The following is a 16,236-nucleotide window of genomic DNA, read 5'->3' as shown; positions in this document are numbered from 1 at the left end:
TTTGCCTGAACTGGAACACCCATGAAACGTACCCGCTTCGGCGCGCGCGATCGCCTTTCGCGCGATGCGGCTGAACTGCAGCGCCTGGCCAGCGGCCTCTCCGAGTCCGGCGGCAAGCTCGAAGACGCCTACTGGGAAGGCCAGCTCGCCGAAACCGTCGACAGCCTGCTCAAGAACGGTGCCGAGGACGACATCAATATCGCCCTCGACCGCCTCTTCGAAGCCAACCCGCGCGCTCACGACGAACTCGCCGACATGGTCGAGGCCCGCGCCGAAACCGGCCGTGTCGAGGCCGCCGGCGCGACCTGGGACATCCTGCTCTTCGCGGCGCCGATCCTGGCCTGGTCGCGTTTCTCGATCGCCGCCTGCCCGCTGCCGAAAAGCACGCTGCAGGCACTCGCCGTGCAGCTCGGTGCGCACGTCTTCGCCGCCGGCAACAAGCTGGCCCTGGCCGATTTCCTGTTCAGCCCGGACCAGTTGCCGCGCAGCTTCTGCGACACCTGGCAGCTGACCCGCGAACTCGGCGACGCGGCACTGGCCGGCAAGCATCTGACGGTCGACAGCGCCCTGATGGCAGAAACCAACCGCTTTCTCTCGGACGTCCGTTACCTGATCGGCGCCGTCGCCGTGCCGCGCGGCAGCGCACTGTTCCGCTGGAACGAGAAGGACGGCAGCAAGGAAGAGGCGCTGCGCGACTGGATCAAGCAGGGCGGCCCCAGCCTCGAGCCGCTGCTCGCCGGTTGTGCCTGGCAGCCGCTGCTGCCGGACGCCTACCACGCCGGCTGCCGCAACGCCGACCGCGCCTCGCGCCCGTACTCGGTGAAGGCCTCGATCGCCTTCCTGCAGACCTCGCTCGGCCTGATGCCCGACGCCATCCGCGCCGTCATCGGCCCCTGCTACGACCGGCGCATGGAGGAATACCGCGTCGGCCTCGGGCCGAAGGACGGCGAGGCCGTCTACCACGGCATCGTCTGGCCGCTGCTCGGCGGCGAGGACGAGGGCACCGACGCCGCCGGCGAGATCGAAAGCGCGCTGCGCGAAGCCGGGGTCAAGGACGTGCGTTTCCTCGACCACCACTTCCCGATGGAGTTCTGCGACGACTGCGGCGCGCCGATGTTCCCCAACATCGACGGCGAACTGGTGCACGCCGAAATGCCGGAACAACCGTCGAGCAGCTCGCAGCACCTGCACTGATGAGCGCCAACGCCGACTGGCTGGCGCGCAGCCAGGCTGCCGTCTGGCACCCGTGCACGCAGATGCGCCACCACGCCGAGCAGGCGTCGCCGGCGCACCTGCCGCTGGTCCCGATCGCCCGTGGCGCCGGGCCATGGCTGTACGACTTCGACGGCAAGCGCTACCTCGACGGGATCAGCTCGTGGTGGACCAACCTGTTCGGCCACGCCGAGCCACGCATCAACGCGGCGCTGCGCGCGCAGCTGGAAACCCTTGAGCACGTGATGCTGGCCGGTTTCACGCACCAGCCGGTGGTCGAGCTTTCCGAGCGTTTGAACGCGTTGACCGGTGGCGCCCTCGGCCACGCCTTCTACGCCTCGGACGGCGCCTCGGCGACCGAGATCGCGCTGAAGATGAGCTTTCATTACTGGCGCAACGTCGGCCGCCCGGAAAAGGCCGAATTCCTCTGCCTGGCCGGCAGCTACCACGGCGAAACGGTCGGCGCGCTGGCGGTCACCGACGTCGCCATCTTCAAGGACGCCTACGCGCCGCTGGTGCGCCACGCGGCGCATGTGCTGCCCTCGCCCGACTTCCGCCTGGCGGAAACGGGCGAAACCCCGGCCGACATCGCCCGCCGCGCTGCCGCCGGCCTGGCCGACTGGCTGGAGAAGAACGGCGAACGCACCGCCGCGCTGATCGTCGAGCCGCTGGTCCAGGGCGCCGCCGGCATGGCGATGCACGACCCGGAATACCTGCGCCTCGCCCGCCAACTCTGCGACCGGCACGAAGTGCATCTGATCTGCGACGAGATCGCCGTCGGCTGCGGCCGCACCGGCACTTTCTTCGCCCACGAGCAGGCCGACATCCGGCCCGACCTGATCTGCCTGTCGAAAGGCATTTCCGGCGGCTACCTGCCGCTCTCCGTCGTCCTGTGCAGCGACACCATCTACAACGCCTTCCTCGACGACTCGGTGGCGCGCGCCTTCCTGCACTCGCATTCCTACACCGGCAACCCGCTCGCCTGCCGGGCGGCGCTGGCGACGCTGGACATTTTCGCGACCGACGACACGTTGACGGTCAACCGCCGCAAAGCACAAAAAATCACCGCCGCCCTGGCGCCGCTGGCGGCGCACCCGCAGGTCGCCCACCTGCGTCAGCGCGGCATGATCGCCGCCTTCGACGTAAGTACCGCCGACCCGCATTTCTCGCGCCGCTTCTACCGCGCCGCGCTCGACGCCGGCGCGCTGCTGCGGCCGATCGGCAACACCGTCTACCTGATGCCGCCCTACGTCGTCGGCGACGACGAGATCGCGCTGCTCGGCCAGGTCGCCGGGCAGGCCCTGGAGATTGCCCTGCGATGACCGGACTGTTCCTGAAATCCCTGCTCGGCGCGGCAGCGGTGCTGATCATCGCGCTGCTCTCGCGCTCGAAGAGCTTCTACATCGCCGGCCTGGTGCCGCTGTTTCCGACCTTCGCGCTGATCGCCCACGCCATCGTCGGCGCCGAACGCGGCATGACCGACCTGCGCACCACGGCGCTGTTCGGCCTGTGGTCGCTGATCCCCTACGCCGTCTATCTGCTCGCCGTGTACTGGCTGAGCACCCGCCTGGCGCTGGCGCCGACGCTGATCAGCGCAACCCTGGCCTGGGTCGCCGCAGCGGCGGTGCTGCTGGTGGCGTGGACGCGCCTGCACGGCGGCTGAGATGCCGGAAAAATATTTTGCCGGCGCGAACGCAGACGGGGCCGGCGGCTTCGAAAAAAGCGGAACGTTATACACGATTTGACAGATGCAGCCGGCTGCCGGCTTGGTTAGGATAGGCGCTCAACGACGTGAAACGAGGAGACGCCCATGAAAGTCAAGGCAACGATTCAACGTGGTACCCGTTATCTGTGCACCAAGATCGGTGCTGTAGTCGTCGCGATCGAACAGGTCGCCATCGTCAAGGGTCTGGCGATGTGGGAAGTCGAAGGCGTGATCGCCGGCGGCATCCGCAAGCGCTTCATCGTCTCGCAGCGCAACCTGCAGCCACTGCCGGCCTGAACCCTACCGGCGGCGCGCCGGCAATCCGTTAGAATCCGCGTCTTGCCCCATTCACGGATTCTCCCGCCGGCGCCATGCCCGAGCTTGCCCCCTCCCGCCTCGACGCCAGACTCGAGGCCGAACTCCAGGAATTCACCGCGGCCGGCCGCCGGCGCCAGCGGCGCATCGTCGATTCGGCCTGCGGCCGGACGCTGACGGTCGACGGCCGCCAGCGGCTGAATTTCGCCAGCAACGACTACCTCGGCCTGGCCGGCGATCCGGCGCTGGCGCAAGCCCTGGCTGCCGGCGCACAGGCCTGGGGCGCCGGCAGCGGCGCCGCCCACCTGGTTTCCGGCCATCTCGCGCCGCACCAGGCGCTCGAGGACGCACTCGCCGCGTTCACCGGCTTTCCCCGCGCCCTCTGCTTCGCCACCGGCTACCTCGCCAACCTGGCAGTAACGCCGGCGCTGGCCGGGCGCGGTGCGGCGGTCTTCGCCGACAAGCTCAACCACGCCTCGCTGATCGACGCGATGCAGCTGGCCAAGGCCAACGGCGCCGACGTCCGCCGTTATCCGCACAACGACCTGGCGGCGCTCGAACGCCTGCTCGCCGCCAGTCCGGCCGCCACCAAGCTGATCGTCACCGACGCGGTGTTCAGCATGGACGGCGACCTGGCGCCGCTGCCCGGCCTGTTCGCGCTGGCCGAACGCCACGACGCCTGGCTGGTGATCGACGACGCCCACGGCTTCGGCGTGCTCGGGCCACAGGGGCGCGGCAGCCTGGCGCATTTCGGCCTGCCGGCGGCGCCGCGCATCCTGCTCATGGGCACCCTCGGCAAGGCCGCCGGCGTCGGCGGCGCCTTCGTCGCCGGCTCGGCCACCGCCATCGACTACCTGCTCAACACCGGCCGCAGCTACATCTTCACCACCGCCGCGCCGCCGGCGATGGCCTGCGCGCTCGCCGCCAGCCTGCGCCTGATCGGCGACGGCGACGCCCGCCGCCGCCAGCTGTTCGCCAACATCGCCCGCCTCCGTGACGGTGCCGCCGGTCTGCCGTGGCGGTTGCCGGCCTCGCCGACGGCGATCCAGCCGCTGATCGTCGGCGACAACCAGGCCACGCTGGCGCTCGCCCAGGCCCTCTGGGAACGCGACCTGTGGGTGCCGGCGATCCGTCCGCCGACCGTGCCGCAGGGCAGCGCCCGGCTGCGCATCTCGCTGTCGGCGGCACACACCGCCGACGACATCGACCACCTGCTCGCCACGCTGAAGGAACTCGCATGAGCGCTCCGCTGTACTTTCTCCCCGGCTGGTGCCTCGGCCGCGGCCCCCTGCAATCGACGGTCGACGCCCTCGGCGGGCAGTTTTTCGACCTGCCCGGCTACCGCGAGGCAGCCCCGGAATCCGACTTCGACGCCGCCGTCGCCGCCGTCGCCGCCCGTCTGCCCGACGGCGCGACGCTGGCCGGCTGGTCGATCGGCGCCCAGCTCGCGCTCGCCGTCGCCGCCCGCCATCCGGCCAAGGTCGGTCGCCTGGTCCTGGTCGCCGGCACCGCCTCCTTCGTCCAGCGCGACGGCTGGCCGGACGCGATGCCGCCGGCCACGCTGGCCGAATTCAGCGCCGCCGTGATCGCCGACGCCGCCGGCATGCTGCCGCGCTTCGTCGGCGGCTTCAACCGCGGCGACACGCAGGCCAAGGAAGTCAGCCGGCGCATCCTCGAACTCGCCGATCCGCTGCCGCCGGCGGCGGTCCTCGCCGACGGCCTGGCCTGGCTGCGCGACGTCGACCTGCGCAGCGACGCGACACGGGTGACGGCGCCGACCTTGCTCGTCCATGGCGACGCCGACCCGCTGATGCCGGCCGGCGCCGCGCGCGCGCTCGCGACGCTGATTCCCGGCGCCCGCCCGGCCTGGTTCACCGGCTGCGCGCACGCCCCCTTCCTGTCGCGCGCCGACGATTTCATCGCCGAACTGCGCCGCTTTATCGATGAGCCGACCGCCTAAGGCCAGGATCCGCCAGTCGTTCGAACGCGCCGCGCCGACCTACGACGCGGCCGCGATCGTCCAGCGCCGGATCTGCCAGCACCTCGCCGCCGCCCTGCCGGCGACCCCGGCGCCGGCGCGCATCCTCGACGCCGGCAGCGGCACCGGCTACGCCCGCGGCCTGCTGCACGGCCACTGGCCGGACGCGGAAATCCTCGCCCTCGACCTGTCGACCGCGATGCTGCGCCGCGTCGACGGCGACTGCCGGCGTCTCGCCGGCGACCTCGAGCAACTGCCGCTGGCCAACGCCAGCATCGACCTCTACTGGTCGAGCCTGGCGCTGCAGTGGTGCGATCTTGCCGCCGCCCTCGGCGAGGCGCGCCGGACGATCCGCGGCAGCGGCCGGCTGGCGCTGGCGACGCTCGGACCGCACACCTTCCACGAGCTGCGCCACGCCTTCGCCGGCGTCGACGAGCATCGCCACACGCTGGCCTTCCACTCGGCCGAAACGATCCGCGCCACGAGCAATGCCGCCGGCTGGTCCACGGTCGACCTCGAAATCCGCCCGGAAACGCTGCATTACCCGGATTTGCGCAGCCTGCTGCGGGCGGTCAAGGCGGCCGGCGCCAACCAGCTCGGCGACGGCCGCCGCAGCGGCCTGATGAGCCGTGCCGCGCTGGCCCGCGTCGAGGCCGCCTACGAAACGCTGCGCACGCCGGCCGGCCTGCCGCTGACTTACCAGATCATCTACCTGCACGCCCAGCCATGTCCTACGCCTGCTTCCTGACCGGCACCGATACCGAGGTCGGCAAGACCCACATCGCCTGCGCCCTGCTCCACCGCGCCCGCAGCGCCGGCCACGTCGCCGTCGGCCTCAAGCCGGTTGCCGCCGGCACCGACGCCACCGGCGCCAACGACGACGTCGTGCGCATCCGCGCCGCGAGCAGCCGGCAACTGCCCGACGCGGTGGTCAATCCCTATTGTTTCGCGCCCGCCATCGCGCCCCACATCGCCGCCGCCGACGCCGGCGTCGTCATCGATTTCGCGCGCATCGCGGCGACCGTCGACACCGCCCGGACTGCCGCCGATTTCGTCGTCGTCGAGGGAGCCGGCGGTTTTTGCGTGCCTTTCGGGGTCGACCGTAACGCGGCCGATCTGGCGCGCCAACTGGCGCTGCCGGTGGTGCTGGTGGTCGGCATGCGGCTGGGCTGCATCAACCACGCCCTGCTCAGTGCCGAGGCAATCGCCGCCCGCGGCCTGCCGCTGGCCGGCTGGGTCGCCAACCGGCTGGCGCCCGGGATGCAGCGCTTTGCCGAGAACCTGGCGACGCTCGAACAATTGCTGCCGGCGCCCTGCCTCGGCGTCGTGCCCTGGGGAACGTCGCCGGCCGACGCCGCCGCCTGCCTCGACCTACCGGCCTGAGGCCTGCCGCAGCACGGCGGCAACTTCGTCGATGCGCGCCAGCAGTGCCGTCACCTGCGCCTCGCCGTCGACCACCTCGCCGCGCCGGGCCTGCTGCTCGAGCGTGTAGGCCAGCGCCGAACCGGCATCGTCGGAAAAGGTCGCGAGCAGGCCCTTGAGCGTATGCGCCTCGCGCTGCAGCTGCGCCGCCTGGCCGGAAGCGGCGGCGGTGCGCAGGGCGGCGCTGTTGCCGGCGACATCGTTGAGGAACATCTCGAGCATCATCGCGTAGATTTCCTCGTCGCCGCCAAGACGCTCGAGGATCGCGGCTTTGTCGATGATGAAGGGGGTCAGCATGCCTTGTCTCCCGGCGGCAAGGGTTCAAATGGTCGCGACGGCCTCGTCCTGGAAGCGGTGTCGGACCTCCAGCACCTCCTCCCAGCCGGCGAGGAAAGCCTCGACGCAGAGCGGGTCGAAATGGCGGCCGCGCCCCTGCTCGAGGAAACGCAGCGCCTCGTCGAGCGGCCAGGCCTTCTTGTAGGGACGTTCCGAGGTCAGCGCGTCGAACACGTCGGCAACCGCGACGATGCGTCCGAACAACGGGATCGCGTTGCCCCGAAGGCCCCGCGGATAACCGCTGCCGTCGTACTTCTCGTGATGGGTCAGGGCGATCTCGGCCCCGGCCTGCATGATTTCCGAACCGCTGTCCTTGAGCAGTTCGTAGCCGAACTCGGCGTGCCGCTTCATGACCGCGAACTCTTCCGGCGTCAGCCGGCCCGGCTTGAGCAGGATGTGGTCGCGGATGCCGATCTTGCCGACGTCGTGCATCGGCGCCGCCTGCAGGATCAGCCGGGAGGTCGCCGGCGCCAGGTCGAGGCCGCGGGCGATGATCTCCGAGTAATGCGCCATGCGCTGGATGTGGGCGCCGGTTTCCGGGTCGCGGAACTCGGCGGCGCGCGAGATGCGGACAATCAACTCGCGCTCGCGCTCGCGGATTTCGCGGGTGCGCTCATCGACCTTTTCGGCGAGGAAGGCGGCGCGGTCGGCGAGGAACTTCTGGCCGGTGCGTAGCGCCAGCATGTTGCGCACGCGCGCCGAGAACTCGACGCGGTCGATCGGCTTGGTCAGGAAATCGTTGGCACCGCCGAGCAGCGCCTCGTAGCGGACATCCTTCTGGTCGTTGGCGGTGATCATCAGCACCGGGATCTCGGTCCGTCCGTGCAAGGCACGGAAGGCGGCGATGAAACGCAGGCCGTCCATGTCCGGCATCATGTAATCGACGATGACCAGGTCGGGCACCTGCTCGCGGCACCATTCGAGGGCCTTCAGCGGATGCTCGAAGAGGACCGGTTCGCACTCGCCGAGCTTGAGCACCAGCGCCTTGATCAGGGTCAGGTTGATGTCGCTGTCGTCGATGATCAGAACCTTGTGCATGTCCCCGTCCGGGCGTTGCCTTGAGGCTTGCAGTATATAATGCGCCGCCATGAAACTACTCTTCGACCTGTTCCCGGTCATCCTCTTCTTCGCCGCCTTCAAGTATGCCGGCGGCCATCCCGAAACCGCGGCCGACTGGGTCAGCACGCTGCTCGGCGGCACCCCGGTGGATGCCGCTCACGCGCCCATCCTGCTCGCCACCGTGGTCGTCATCCTGGCCACCGTCGCCCAGATCGCCTGGGTGCATTTCCGCCACGGCAAGGTGGACAAGATGCTCTGGGTCAGCCTCGGCCTGGTCGTCGTCTTCGGCGGCCTGACCCTGGTCTTCCAGAACGAGGCTTTCATCAAGTGGAAGCCGACCCTGCTCTACTGGGCATTCGCCGGCAGCATGGCCTTCGCCGCGCTGTTCATGAAGAAGAACGCGATCCGGGCGATGCTCGGCGAGCAGCTGAAGCTGCCCGAGCCGATCTGGCACAAGCTGAACCTGGCGTGGATCGCCTTCTTCCTGACCATGGGCGCGCTCAACCTGGTCGTCGCCTTCAATTTTCCGACCGACATCTGGGTCGATTTCAAACTCTTCGGCGGCATGGGCCTGATGTTCGTCTTCGTGCTCGCGCAAGGCGCGCTGCTGTCGAAATACATGGAGGAAGAGCAATGATGCTCTACGCAATCATCGGCGAAGACACGCCGGGCACGCTTGAACAGCGCCTCGCCGCCCGCCCCGCCCACGTCGAGCGCCTGCTCGCGCTGCAGCAGGAAGGCCGCCTGATCCTCGCCGGCCCCTGCCCGGCGATCGATTCGCCCGACCCGGGCGCCGCCGGCTTCAGCGGCAGCCTGATCGTCGCCGAGTTCGCCTCGCTCGAGGCCGCCCGGGCCTGGGCCGATGCCGATCCCTACGTTGCCGCCGGGGTCTATGGCCAGGTCACCGTCAAGCCGTTCAAGAAGGTCCTGCCGGCCTGATGCACAGCACAACCGTCACCCTGCTGCGCCAGCGCCTGGCTGCCCTGGCACCGCTGCACCTGGACATCACCGACGACTCGCATCGCCACGCCGGCCATGCCGGTGCCCGCGACGGCGGGCATTTCACGGTCGACATCGTGGCCGCGGCATTTTCGGGAAAAAGCACACTTGCCCGTCATCGTCTGGTGTACGATGCTGCCGGCGACCTGATGCACGGTCGCATCCACGCGCTGGCGATCCGCGCGCGGAGCCCCGAAGAAAACTGAAATCCGTTTGTTTCCACCACCCAGGACACTTTCCATGTTCAAACTCAATTCCCTGGCTGCACTGCTGGTTGCCGGCAGCCTGATCTCCGCGCCGGCCCTGGCGCAACAGGGCAAGCCCTTCGCCACGGTCAACGGCCAGCCGATCTCGCAATCGGTGTTCAACGCCTTCCTGTCGGAACAGAAGGCCCAGGGCGCGCCGGATTCCGACGAGCTGAAGAATGCCGTCAAGGAAGAACTGGTGCGCCGCGAGCTGCTCGCCCAGGAAGCCAAGAAGAAGGGCCTCGACAAGAAGGCCGACGTCCAGGGCCAGATGGACCTCGCCCGCCAGGCCGTGCTGATCCGCGTCTTCCTCGCCGACTACGTGCGCAGCAACCCGATCAGCGACGCCCAGCTCAAGGCCGAATACGACCTGATCAAGTCCTCGCTCGGCAGCACCGAATTCAAGGCCCGCCACATCCTGGTCGAGAAGGAAGAAGACGCCAAGGCGATCGTCGCCAAGCTCGACAAGGGCGAGAAATTCGCCGGCCTGGCCAAGCAGTCGCTCGACCCCGGTTCCAAGGACAAGGGCGGCGAGCTCGACTGGAGCGCCCCGAACGCCTACGTCAAGCCGTTCGCCGACGCCCTGCCCAAGCTGAAGAAGGGCGAATACACCAAGGTGCCGGTGAAGACCGAGTTCGGCTACCACGTGATCCAGCTCGACGACAGCCGCCCGCTGAACCCGCCGAGCTTCGAGCAGGTCAAGCCGCAGCTGCAGCAGCGCGCCAGCCAGATGCAGATCGAGAAGCTGATCAAGGACCTGCGCGACAAGGCCAAGGTCAACTGAGCCTTTTTCGCCCAGCGAAAAGCCCGCCGCCCGGCGGGCTTTTGCGTTGACGGACGGCGGCGCGGCGAAAAAATTGATCCAGATTCAGGTGCGCCGGCGCCGATGCTGCTCCAATGCACACCGGATGCGCACCCGAATCGTCTTTTTCTTCTGGCTGACCTGCGCTGCTGCCGCTGCCGCCGCGCAGCCGCTGCAGCCCTGGCTCGACCTCGCCCCGGCCGGCGCCGTGCTGCGCCTGCCGCCCGGCACCTACAGCGGGCCGGCGGTGATCGAGCGGCCGCTGACGCTGGAAGGCAACGGCCAGGTGATCATCGACGGCGGCGGCAAGGGCAGCGTGCTCACCGTCAAGGCCGACCGGGTCGTGCTGCGCGGCCTGCACCTGCGCCACAGCGGCGACTCGCACGACGCCATCGACGGCGCGATCATGGCCGAAGGCCGCCAGCTGCTGATCGAGGACAACCGCATCGACGACGTGCTGTTCGGCATCTCGCTGCACCGCGGCGGCGACAGCGTCGTCCGCCGCAACCGCATCCGCTCGCGCGGCGCCGATGCCGCCGACCGCGGCGACGGCCTGCGCATCTGGTACAGCACCGGCAACCGCATCGAGGACAACGACATCCGCCAGATCCGCGACATCACCGTCAGCAATTCGCCGGACAACCGCTTCACCGGCAACCGCATCGAGGACAGCCGGCGCGCCTTCAATTTCCTTTTTTCGCACCGCAGCGTGGTCGACCGTAACCATCTGGAAAACAACTCGACCGGAATCATCGCGCTCAACTCCGAGGAACTGCTGATCCGCGGCAACCGCATCCTGCACGCGATGGATGCCTCGGGCACCGGCATCGCACTCAAGGAAACCTCGGCGGCGATCGTCGTCGACAACGAGATCGTCCACTGCGCCCACGGCATCATGGCCGACTCGCCGATGGACCCGTACAACCGCATCGTGCTGGTCAACAACCTGATCGCCCACAACGTCACCGGCGTCCATTTCTACGGCGCCCTCGGCGGCCACGTGGCGGTTGCCAACACCTTCCGCAACAACCTCTGGCCGGTCAGCGTGGTCGGCGACGGCGACCCGATGGACGACCGCTGGTGGGGCAACTACTGGGACGATTACCAGGGCTTCGACCGCAACGGCGACGGCTATGGCGACTGGCACTACGACCTGCTCGCCTTCGCCGACCGGATCTGGCTGGAGATCCCGGCAACGAAGTTCTTCCGCAACGCGATGGTGCTCGAACTGCTCGACTTCCTCGAGCGCCTGGCGCCCTTCTCGTCGCCGATGCTGATCCTGCGCGACGAGGCGCCGCGCATGCAGCCCTGGCGCAACTACAGCGCCCGCCGCTGACTACAGCTGCCAGGCCTGGCCACCGCCCTGCAGCGTCATCTCGATGACGCGCTTGCTCAGCTGCGGCGCGAACAGCTCGATGAAGTCGTAGTCGAAGCGGCGCAGGTAGCTGCCGCGCCGTACCGCCAGCCGGGTCATGTTCGATTCGAACAGGTGGCCGGCGTCGATCGCCACCAGGCCGGCGTCGCGCTGGGCGTCGAAGGCGAGCTTGGCGATGATGCCGAGGCCGAGGCCGAGGCTGACGTAGGTCTTGATCACGTCGGCATCGAGCGCGGTCAACGCGATGTTCGGTTCGATTTCCAGGCGCTCGAAGGCACGGTTGATCCGCGAGCGGCCGGTAAACGCCGCGTCGTAGGTGATCAGCGGCCAGCGCGCCAGTTCCTGCAGGGACAGCGGCTGGCTGGCCAGGATGGCATGGCCGGCCGGCGCGATCACGCAATGCGACCACTGCTGCACCGGAAAGGAGACGAGCTGCGGATGCTCGCCGAGCGACTCGGTGGCGATGCCGATGTCGGCCTCGCCGGAAGCGACCCAGTCGGCGATCTGGACCGGGTTGCCCTGGTGCATCTCGAGCCGAACCCCGGGATGGCGGGCGACGAAGTCGCGGACCACGGTCGGCAGCGCGTAGCGCGCCTGGGTGTGCGTCGCCGCCAGCACCAGGCGACCGGAATCGCCGCTCGAGAACTCGGCGCTGGCGCGCTTGAGGTTCTCCGCCTCGCGCAGGATGCGGCGGGCGATGTCGATGACCACCCGGCCGGGCTCGGTGATGCCGGAAAAACGCTTGCCGCTGCGCTCGAAGATGGCGATCCCGAGTTCGTCCTCGAGCAGCTTGATCTGCTTGGAGACGCCGGGTTGCGAAGTATACAGCACCTCGGCCGCCTCCGAGACGTTGAGTCCCTGGCGTTCGATCTCGACGATGTAGCGCAGCTGCTGGAGTTTCATGAATGCCTTAATAACAAAATACGATAACAATCTAACCCAATATTCTTTTTGATTCAATCCATGCCCGGTACGATGCCGACCCATGGATTACCTCTATACCCTTTCCGGCTTCGCGGTCGGCGCCATCGTCGGTCTGACGGGCGTCGGCGGCGGCTCGCTGATGACCCCGCTGCTGGTCCTGCTGTTCGGGGTGCATCCGGCCACCGCGGTCGGCACCGACCTGCTCTACGCCGCCATGACCAAGGCCGGCGGCACCGTCGCCCACGGTCGCAAGGGCCACATCGACTGGCAGGTGACCGGCCGCCTGGCGGCCGGCAGCATCCCGGCGGCGGCGCTGACCATCTGGGTTCTGTCCATGCTTCCCGAGGGCAGCAACACGATCGGCAAGATCGTCTCGCACGGCCTCGGCTTCGCCCTGCTGCTCACCGCCATCGCCATCCTGTTCGGCCGCAAGCTGCGCGAATACGCCAGCCGCCACGAGGATTCGCCGCTGCGCCAGCGGCATCTGGCGCACATCACCATCGCCGTCGGCGCGCTGCTCGGCGTGCTGGTGACGATTTCCTCGGTCGGCGCCGGCGCCCTTGGCGTCGCCGCGCTGTTCTTCCTCTATCCGAAACTGTCGCCGGTGCGCATCGTCGGCTCCGACGTCGCCCACGCCGTGCCGCTGACGCTGGTCGCCGGCCTCGGCCACTGGCTGCTCGGCAGCGTCGACTGGTCGCTGCTCGGCGCCCTGCTGCTCGGCTCGCTGCCCGGCATCTGGCTCGGCAGCCATCTTTCCGCCAAGGTGCCGGAACACATCCTGCGCCGCATCCTCGCCTCCATGCTCGTGCTGATCGGCAGCAAGCTGGTCTTCGCCTGATTCACCCCCAAGAGAACGCCATGTACAAATACGACGCCATCGACCGCCAGCTGATCCTCGACCGGGTCGAGCAGTTCCGCGACCAGGTCCGCCGCTGGCAGGCCGGCGAGCTGACCGACGACGAGTTCCGCCCGCTGCGCCTGCAGAACGGCCTCTACATCCAGCGCCACGCGCCGATGTTCCGCATCGCCGTCCCTTACGGCATGATGAACTCGGCACAGCTGCGCAAGCTGGCCCACGTCGCCCGCAAGTACGACCGCGGCTACGGCCACTTCACGACGCGCCACAACCTGCAGTTGAACTGGCCGCAGCTGACCGACGTGCCCGACATCCTGGCCGAGCTGGCCGAAGTCGACCTGCACGCGATCCAGACCTCGGGCAACTGCCTGCGCAACATCACCACCGACCAGTTCGCCGGCGTCGCTGCCGACGAGATCATCGATCCGCGCCCGCTGGCCGAGATCCTCCGCCAGTGGACCACCTTCCATCCGGAATTCGCCTTCCTGCCGCGCAAGTTCAAGATCGCCATTTCCGGCACCAAGGAAGACCGCGCGGTCACCTGGTTCCACGACATCGGCCTGCATCTCAAGGTGGTCGACGGCGTCACCGGCTTCACCGTGATCGTCGGCGGCGGCCTCGGCCGTACCCCGATCCGCGGCCAGGTGGTGCGCGACTTCCTGCCCTGGCAGCACATCCTCACCTATTGCGAGGCGATCCTCCGCGTCTATAACCGCTTCGGCCGCCGCGACAATGCCTACAAGGCGCGCATCAAGATCCTGGTGCAGGCGCTCGGCGTCGAGGAATTCGGCAAGCTGGTCGAAGCCGAATGGGCGCATGGCAAGGACGGCCCGGCGACCATCACCCAGGCCGAGTACGACCGCGTCGCCGCGCATTTCGGCGCCCCGGCCTACGAGACGATCACCACGGTCGACGCCGCCTACCAGGCAAAAATCATCGCCGACAAGGCTTTCGCCCGCTGGGTCGAGCGCAACACGCAGCCGCACAAGGTGGCCGGCTACACGGCGGTGACGCTGTCGCTGAAAAAGCACGGCGTCGCGCCGGGCGACATCACCTCCGACCAGATGGAAGTCGTCGCCGACCTCGCCGACCGCTACAGCTTCGGCGAGCTGCGCATCAGCCACGAACAGAACGTCATCCTCGCCGACGTCAAACTCGCCGACCTCGCCGACGTCTGGCGCGTGGCCAAGGCGGCCGGCCTGGCGACGCCGAACATCGGCCTGCTGACCAGCATGATCTGCTGCCCCGGCGGCGATTTCTGCGACCTCGCCAACGCCAAGTCGATCCCCATCGCCACCGCCATCCAGCAGCGTTTCGACGACCTCGACTACCTGTTCGAGATCGGCGAGATCGACCTCAACATCTCCGGCTGCATGAACGCCTGCGGCCACCACCACGTCGGCCACATCGGCGTGCTCGGCGTGGACAAGAACAACGACGAGTTCTACCAGGTCACGCTGGGCGGTCGCCAGGGCTACGACGCCCGCCTCGGCAAGGTCATCGGCCCGTCGTTCTCGGCCGGGGAAATGCCCGACGTGATCGAGAAGATCGTCAAGGTGTACCTGGAAAACCGTCACCCCGACGAGCGTTTCATCGACACCTTCGACCGGATCGGCATCGACCCGTTCAAGAACCGCGTTTACGAAGGCCGCGCCCATGGCAAGGCCAAGCAGAAGGAGGCCGCATAAATGGCGCAACTGATCAAGCAGGGCAATGTCACGGTCGACACCTGGAAAACCCTGGAAATCGGCGAAGGCGAAACGCCTGAAACCATCGCCCTGCCGGCTGGCGACGTCATCTTCCCGCTCGCCGTGTGGCTGGCGCGCAGGAACGAGATCGTCTCCTGCCACAAGCGCATCGGCCTGCTGCTGCTGCCCGACGACAAGGTCGAGGAGATCGCCGCCGACCTCGAGTATTTCGTCGTCGTCGCCGTCCATTTCCCGAAATTCGTCGACGGCCGCGGCTACTCGACCGCCGCCCTGCTCCGCCAGCGTTACCATTACCAGGGCGAACTGCGCGCCGTCGGCGATGTGCTGCACGACCAGCTGTTCTTCATGCAGCGCGTCGGCTTCGACAGCTACGCGCTGAAGGACGGCAAGGACGCCATCCACGCCATCGGCAAGGGCTTCGCGCCGTTCTCCGAGACCTACCAGGCGTCGACCGACCAGCCCGAACCGCACTTCCGCCGCCGCACCGCCTGAAAGCCCAGCCAGCCATGACGCCAGCCCTGCTCAACATCACCCCCGAACTTGCCGCCAGCACCGCCGCCAAGGCCGACGCCGCACGCGCGCTGCTCGCCGACATCGCCGGCGCCTGGTCGCCGGCCGCCTTCGCCAACAGCCTCGGCGCCGAAGACATGGTCCTCACCGACCTGATCGTCAAGGCCAAGCTGCCGATCGAGATCTTCAGCCTGGACACCGGTCGCCTGCCGGCCGAGACCTACGACCTGATGGCCACGGTCGACCGCCATTTCGGGCTGAAATTGAAGCTCTATTTCCCGCAGGCCGAGGAAGTCGAAAGCTACGTCCGCCAGCACGGCATCAACGCCTTCTACGACTCGGTGACGCTGAGGAAGGCCTGCTGCTACGCGCGCAAGGTCGAACCGCTGAAGCGCGCCCTGGCCGGCAAGCGCGCCTGGATCACCGGCATGCGCGCCGAACAGGCGGCCACCCGTGGCCAGCTGGCGACGCAGGAATACGACGAAGGCAACGGCCTCGAGAAATTCAACCCGCTCGCCGCCTGGAGCGAGAAGGAAATCTGGACCTACATCAAGCACAACGCCGTGCCCTACAACGCCCTGCACGACAAGTTCTACCCCAGCATCGGCTGCGCCCCGTGCACCCGCGCCGTCTCGCTCGGCGAAGACATCCGCGCCGGCCGCTGGTGGTGGGAAAATGCCGACACTAAAGAATGTGGCCTTCATGTGAAGGCCACCTCGTAAGTCGGCATTTCGTCGCAGGCTAACTTCGCGCAGCGAATGTTAAGCCCCGCAGGGGCGGCCGGAGACA

At 68.2% G+C, this 16,236-nt stretch carries 20 protein-coding genes; 17 read left to right on the top strand and 3 right to left on the bottom strand.

The genetic code is table 11. From position 1 onward, the window contains the following. The first annotated feature begins 21 nt into the window (after positions 1–21). The 8 genes from DFR40_RS10840 to bioD all read left to right on the top strand — a co-directional run bounded on the left by DFR40_RS10840 (position 22) and on the right by bioD (position 6,593). Positions 22–1,194 carry a DUF2863 family protein gene (locus DFR40_RS10840; RefSeq protein ID WP_121458504.1) on the top strand — a complete coding sequence of 391 codons (1,173 nt, stop codon included), beginning with the start codon at positions 22–24 and terminating at the stop codon, positions 1,192–1,194. Further along, positions 1,194–2,534, top strand: coding sequence for an adenosylmethionine--8-amino-7-oxononanoate transaminase (gene bioA, locus DFR40_RS10835; RefSeq protein ID WP_121458503.1), 1,341 nt, complete (start codon positions 1,194–1,196; stop codon positions 2,532–2,534). The genes DFR40_RS10840 and bioA overlap by 1 nt, the downstream gene beginning before the upstream one ends. After that, complete coding sequence (locus DFR40_RS10830; protein ID WP_121458502.1) at positions 2,531–2,875, top strand: GlpM family protein; 345 nt, start codon at positions 2,531–2,533, stop codon at positions 2,873–2,875. Before bioA ends, DFR40_RS10830 begins: the two co-directional genes overlap by 4 nt. Positions 2,876–3,022: 147 nt before the next feature. Continuing rightward, the gene (locus DFR40_RS10825; RefSeq protein ID WP_121458501.1) at positions 3,023–3,214 is read left to right on the top strand and encodes a hypothetical protein; all 192 of its coding nucleotides are present in this window, start codon (positions 3,023–3,025) and stop codon (positions 3,212–3,214) included. A 74-nt stretch (positions 3,215–3,288) separates the two neighbouring features. Beyond that, positions 3,289–4,473, top strand: coding sequence for an 8-amino-7-oxononanoate synthase (bioF, locus tag DFR40_RS10820; protein ID WP_121458500.1), 1,185 nt, complete (start codon positions 3,289–3,291; stop codon positions 4,471–4,473). Beyond that, positions 4,470–5,192 carry an alpha/beta fold hydrolase gene (locus DFR40_RS10815; RefSeq protein WP_121458499.1) on the top strand — a complete coding sequence of 241 codons (723 nt, stop codon included), beginning with the start codon at positions 4,470–4,472 and terminating at the stop codon, positions 5,190–5,192. The genes bioF and DFR40_RS10815 overlap by 4 nt, the downstream gene beginning before the upstream one ends. Further along, on the top strand, positions 5,176–5,958 hold the full coding sequence (gene bioC, locus DFR40_RS10810) for a malonyl-ACP O-methyltransferase BioC (RefSeq protein WP_121458498.1): 783 nt from the start codon (positions 5,176–5,178) through the stop codon (positions 5,956–5,958). The genes DFR40_RS10815 and bioC overlap by 17 nt, the downstream gene beginning before the upstream one ends. Beyond that, positions 5,937–6,593 (top strand): dethiobiotin synthase, encoded by a 657-nt coding sequence (gene bioD, locus DFR40_RS10805; protein ID WP_121458497.1) that lies wholly within the window; start codon positions 5,937–5,939, stop codon positions 6,591–6,593. Before bioC ends, bioD begins: the two co-directional genes overlap by 22 nt. Here bioD and DFR40_RS10800 read toward each other — a convergent pair. Together DFR40_RS10800 and DFR40_RS10795 are read right to left on the bottom strand one after the other, a co-directional pair. Then, complete coding sequence (locus DFR40_RS10800) at positions 6,582–6,929, bottom strand: Hpt domain-containing protein (protein ID WP_121458496.1); 348 nt, start codon at positions 6,927–6,929, stop codon at positions 6,582–6,584. The genes bioD and DFR40_RS10800 overlap by 12 nt on opposite strands. Positions 6,930–6,953: 24 nt before the next feature. Beyond that, entirely contained in the window at positions 6,954–8,006 is a 1,053-nt protein-coding gene (locus DFR40_RS10795; protein ID WP_121458495.1) for an HD domain-containing phosphohydrolase, read from the bottom strand. A gap of 49 nt (positions 8,007–8,055) precedes the next feature. Between DFR40_RS10795 and DFR40_RS10790 the strand changes: the two genes are divergently transcribed. The 5 genes from DFR40_RS10790 (at position 8,056) to nosD (ending at position 11,409) form a co-directional block, all read left to right on the top strand. Continuing rightward, complete coding sequence (locus DFR40_RS10790) at positions 8,056–8,664, top strand: septation protein A (protein WP_121458494.1); 609 nt, start codon at positions 8,056–8,058, stop codon at positions 8,662–8,664. Then, entirely contained in the window at positions 8,664–8,966 is a 303-nt protein-coding gene (locus DFR40_RS10785) for a YciI family protein (RefSeq protein WP_121458560.1), read from the top strand. Before DFR40_RS10790 ends, DFR40_RS10785 begins: the two co-directional genes overlap by 1 nt. Then, on the top strand, positions 8,966–9,232 hold the full coding sequence (locus tag DFR40_RS10780; protein ID WP_121458493.1) for a BolA family protein: 267 nt from the start codon (positions 8,966–8,968) through the stop codon (positions 9,230–9,232). Before DFR40_RS10785 ends, DFR40_RS10780 begins: the two co-directional genes overlap by 1 nt. A gap of 34 nt (positions 9,233–9,266) precedes the next feature. Next, the gene (locus tag DFR40_RS10775; RefSeq protein WP_121458492.1) at positions 9,267–10,055 is read left to right on the top strand and encodes a peptidylprolyl isomerase; all 789 of its coding nucleotides are present in this window, start codon (positions 9,267–9,269) and stop codon (positions 10,053–10,055) included. 124 nt (positions 10,056–10,179) lie between these two features. Further along, the gene (gene nosD, locus DFR40_RS10770) at positions 10,180–11,409 is read left to right on the top strand and encodes a nitrous oxide reductase family maturation protein NosD (RefSeq protein WP_121458491.1); all 1,230 of its coding nucleotides are present in this window, start codon (positions 10,180–10,182) and stop codon (positions 11,407–11,409) included. On the opposite strand, the gene DFR40_RS10765 is transcribed toward nosD, so the two are convergent. Then, on the bottom strand, positions 11,410–12,351 hold the full coding sequence (locus DFR40_RS10765) for a CysB family HTH-type transcriptional regulator (protein WP_121458490.1): 942 nt from the start codon (positions 12,349–12,351) through the stop codon (positions 11,410–11,412). 82 nt (positions 12,352–12,433) lie between these two features. Between DFR40_RS10765 and DFR40_RS10760 the strand changes: the two genes are divergently transcribed. The 4 genes from DFR40_RS10760 to DFR40_RS10745 are packed head-to-tail and all read left to right on the top strand — an operon-like array spanning position 12,434 to position 16,169. Further along, the gene (locus DFR40_RS10760; protein WP_121458489.1) at positions 12,434–13,210 is read left to right on the top strand and encodes a sulfite exporter TauE/SafE family protein; all 777 of its coding nucleotides are present in this window, start codon (positions 12,434–12,436) and stop codon (positions 13,208–13,210) included. Between the two features lie 20 nt (positions 13,211–13,230). Next, entirely contained in the window at positions 13,231–14,916 is a 1,686-nt protein-coding gene (locus DFR40_RS10755; RefSeq protein WP_121458488.1) for a nitrite/sulfite reductase, read from the top strand. Next, complete coding sequence (locus tag DFR40_RS10750; RefSeq protein WP_121458487.1) at positions 14,917–15,429, top strand: DUF934 domain-containing protein; 513 nt, start codon at positions 14,917–14,919, stop codon at positions 15,427–15,429. It begins immediately after the preceding gene. Between the two features lie 14 nt (positions 15,430–15,443). Next, on the top strand, positions 15,444–16,169 hold the full coding sequence (locus DFR40_RS10745) for a phosphoadenylyl-sulfate reductase (RefSeq protein ID WP_121458486.1): 726 nt from the start codon (positions 15,444–15,446) through the stop codon (positions 16,167–16,169). Positions 16,170–16,236 lie beyond the last annotated feature (67 nt).

Origin of the sequence: Azonexus fungiphilus (assembly GCF_003634965.1) — a bacterium.
Taxonomy (GTDB): domain Bacteria; phylum Pseudomonadota; class Gammaproteobacteria; order Burkholderiales; family Rhodocyclaceae; genus Azonexus; species Azonexus fungiphilus.
Note: the sequence above shows the minus strand (reverse complement) of the source record. Positions and strands in the feature narration are given on the sequence as shown.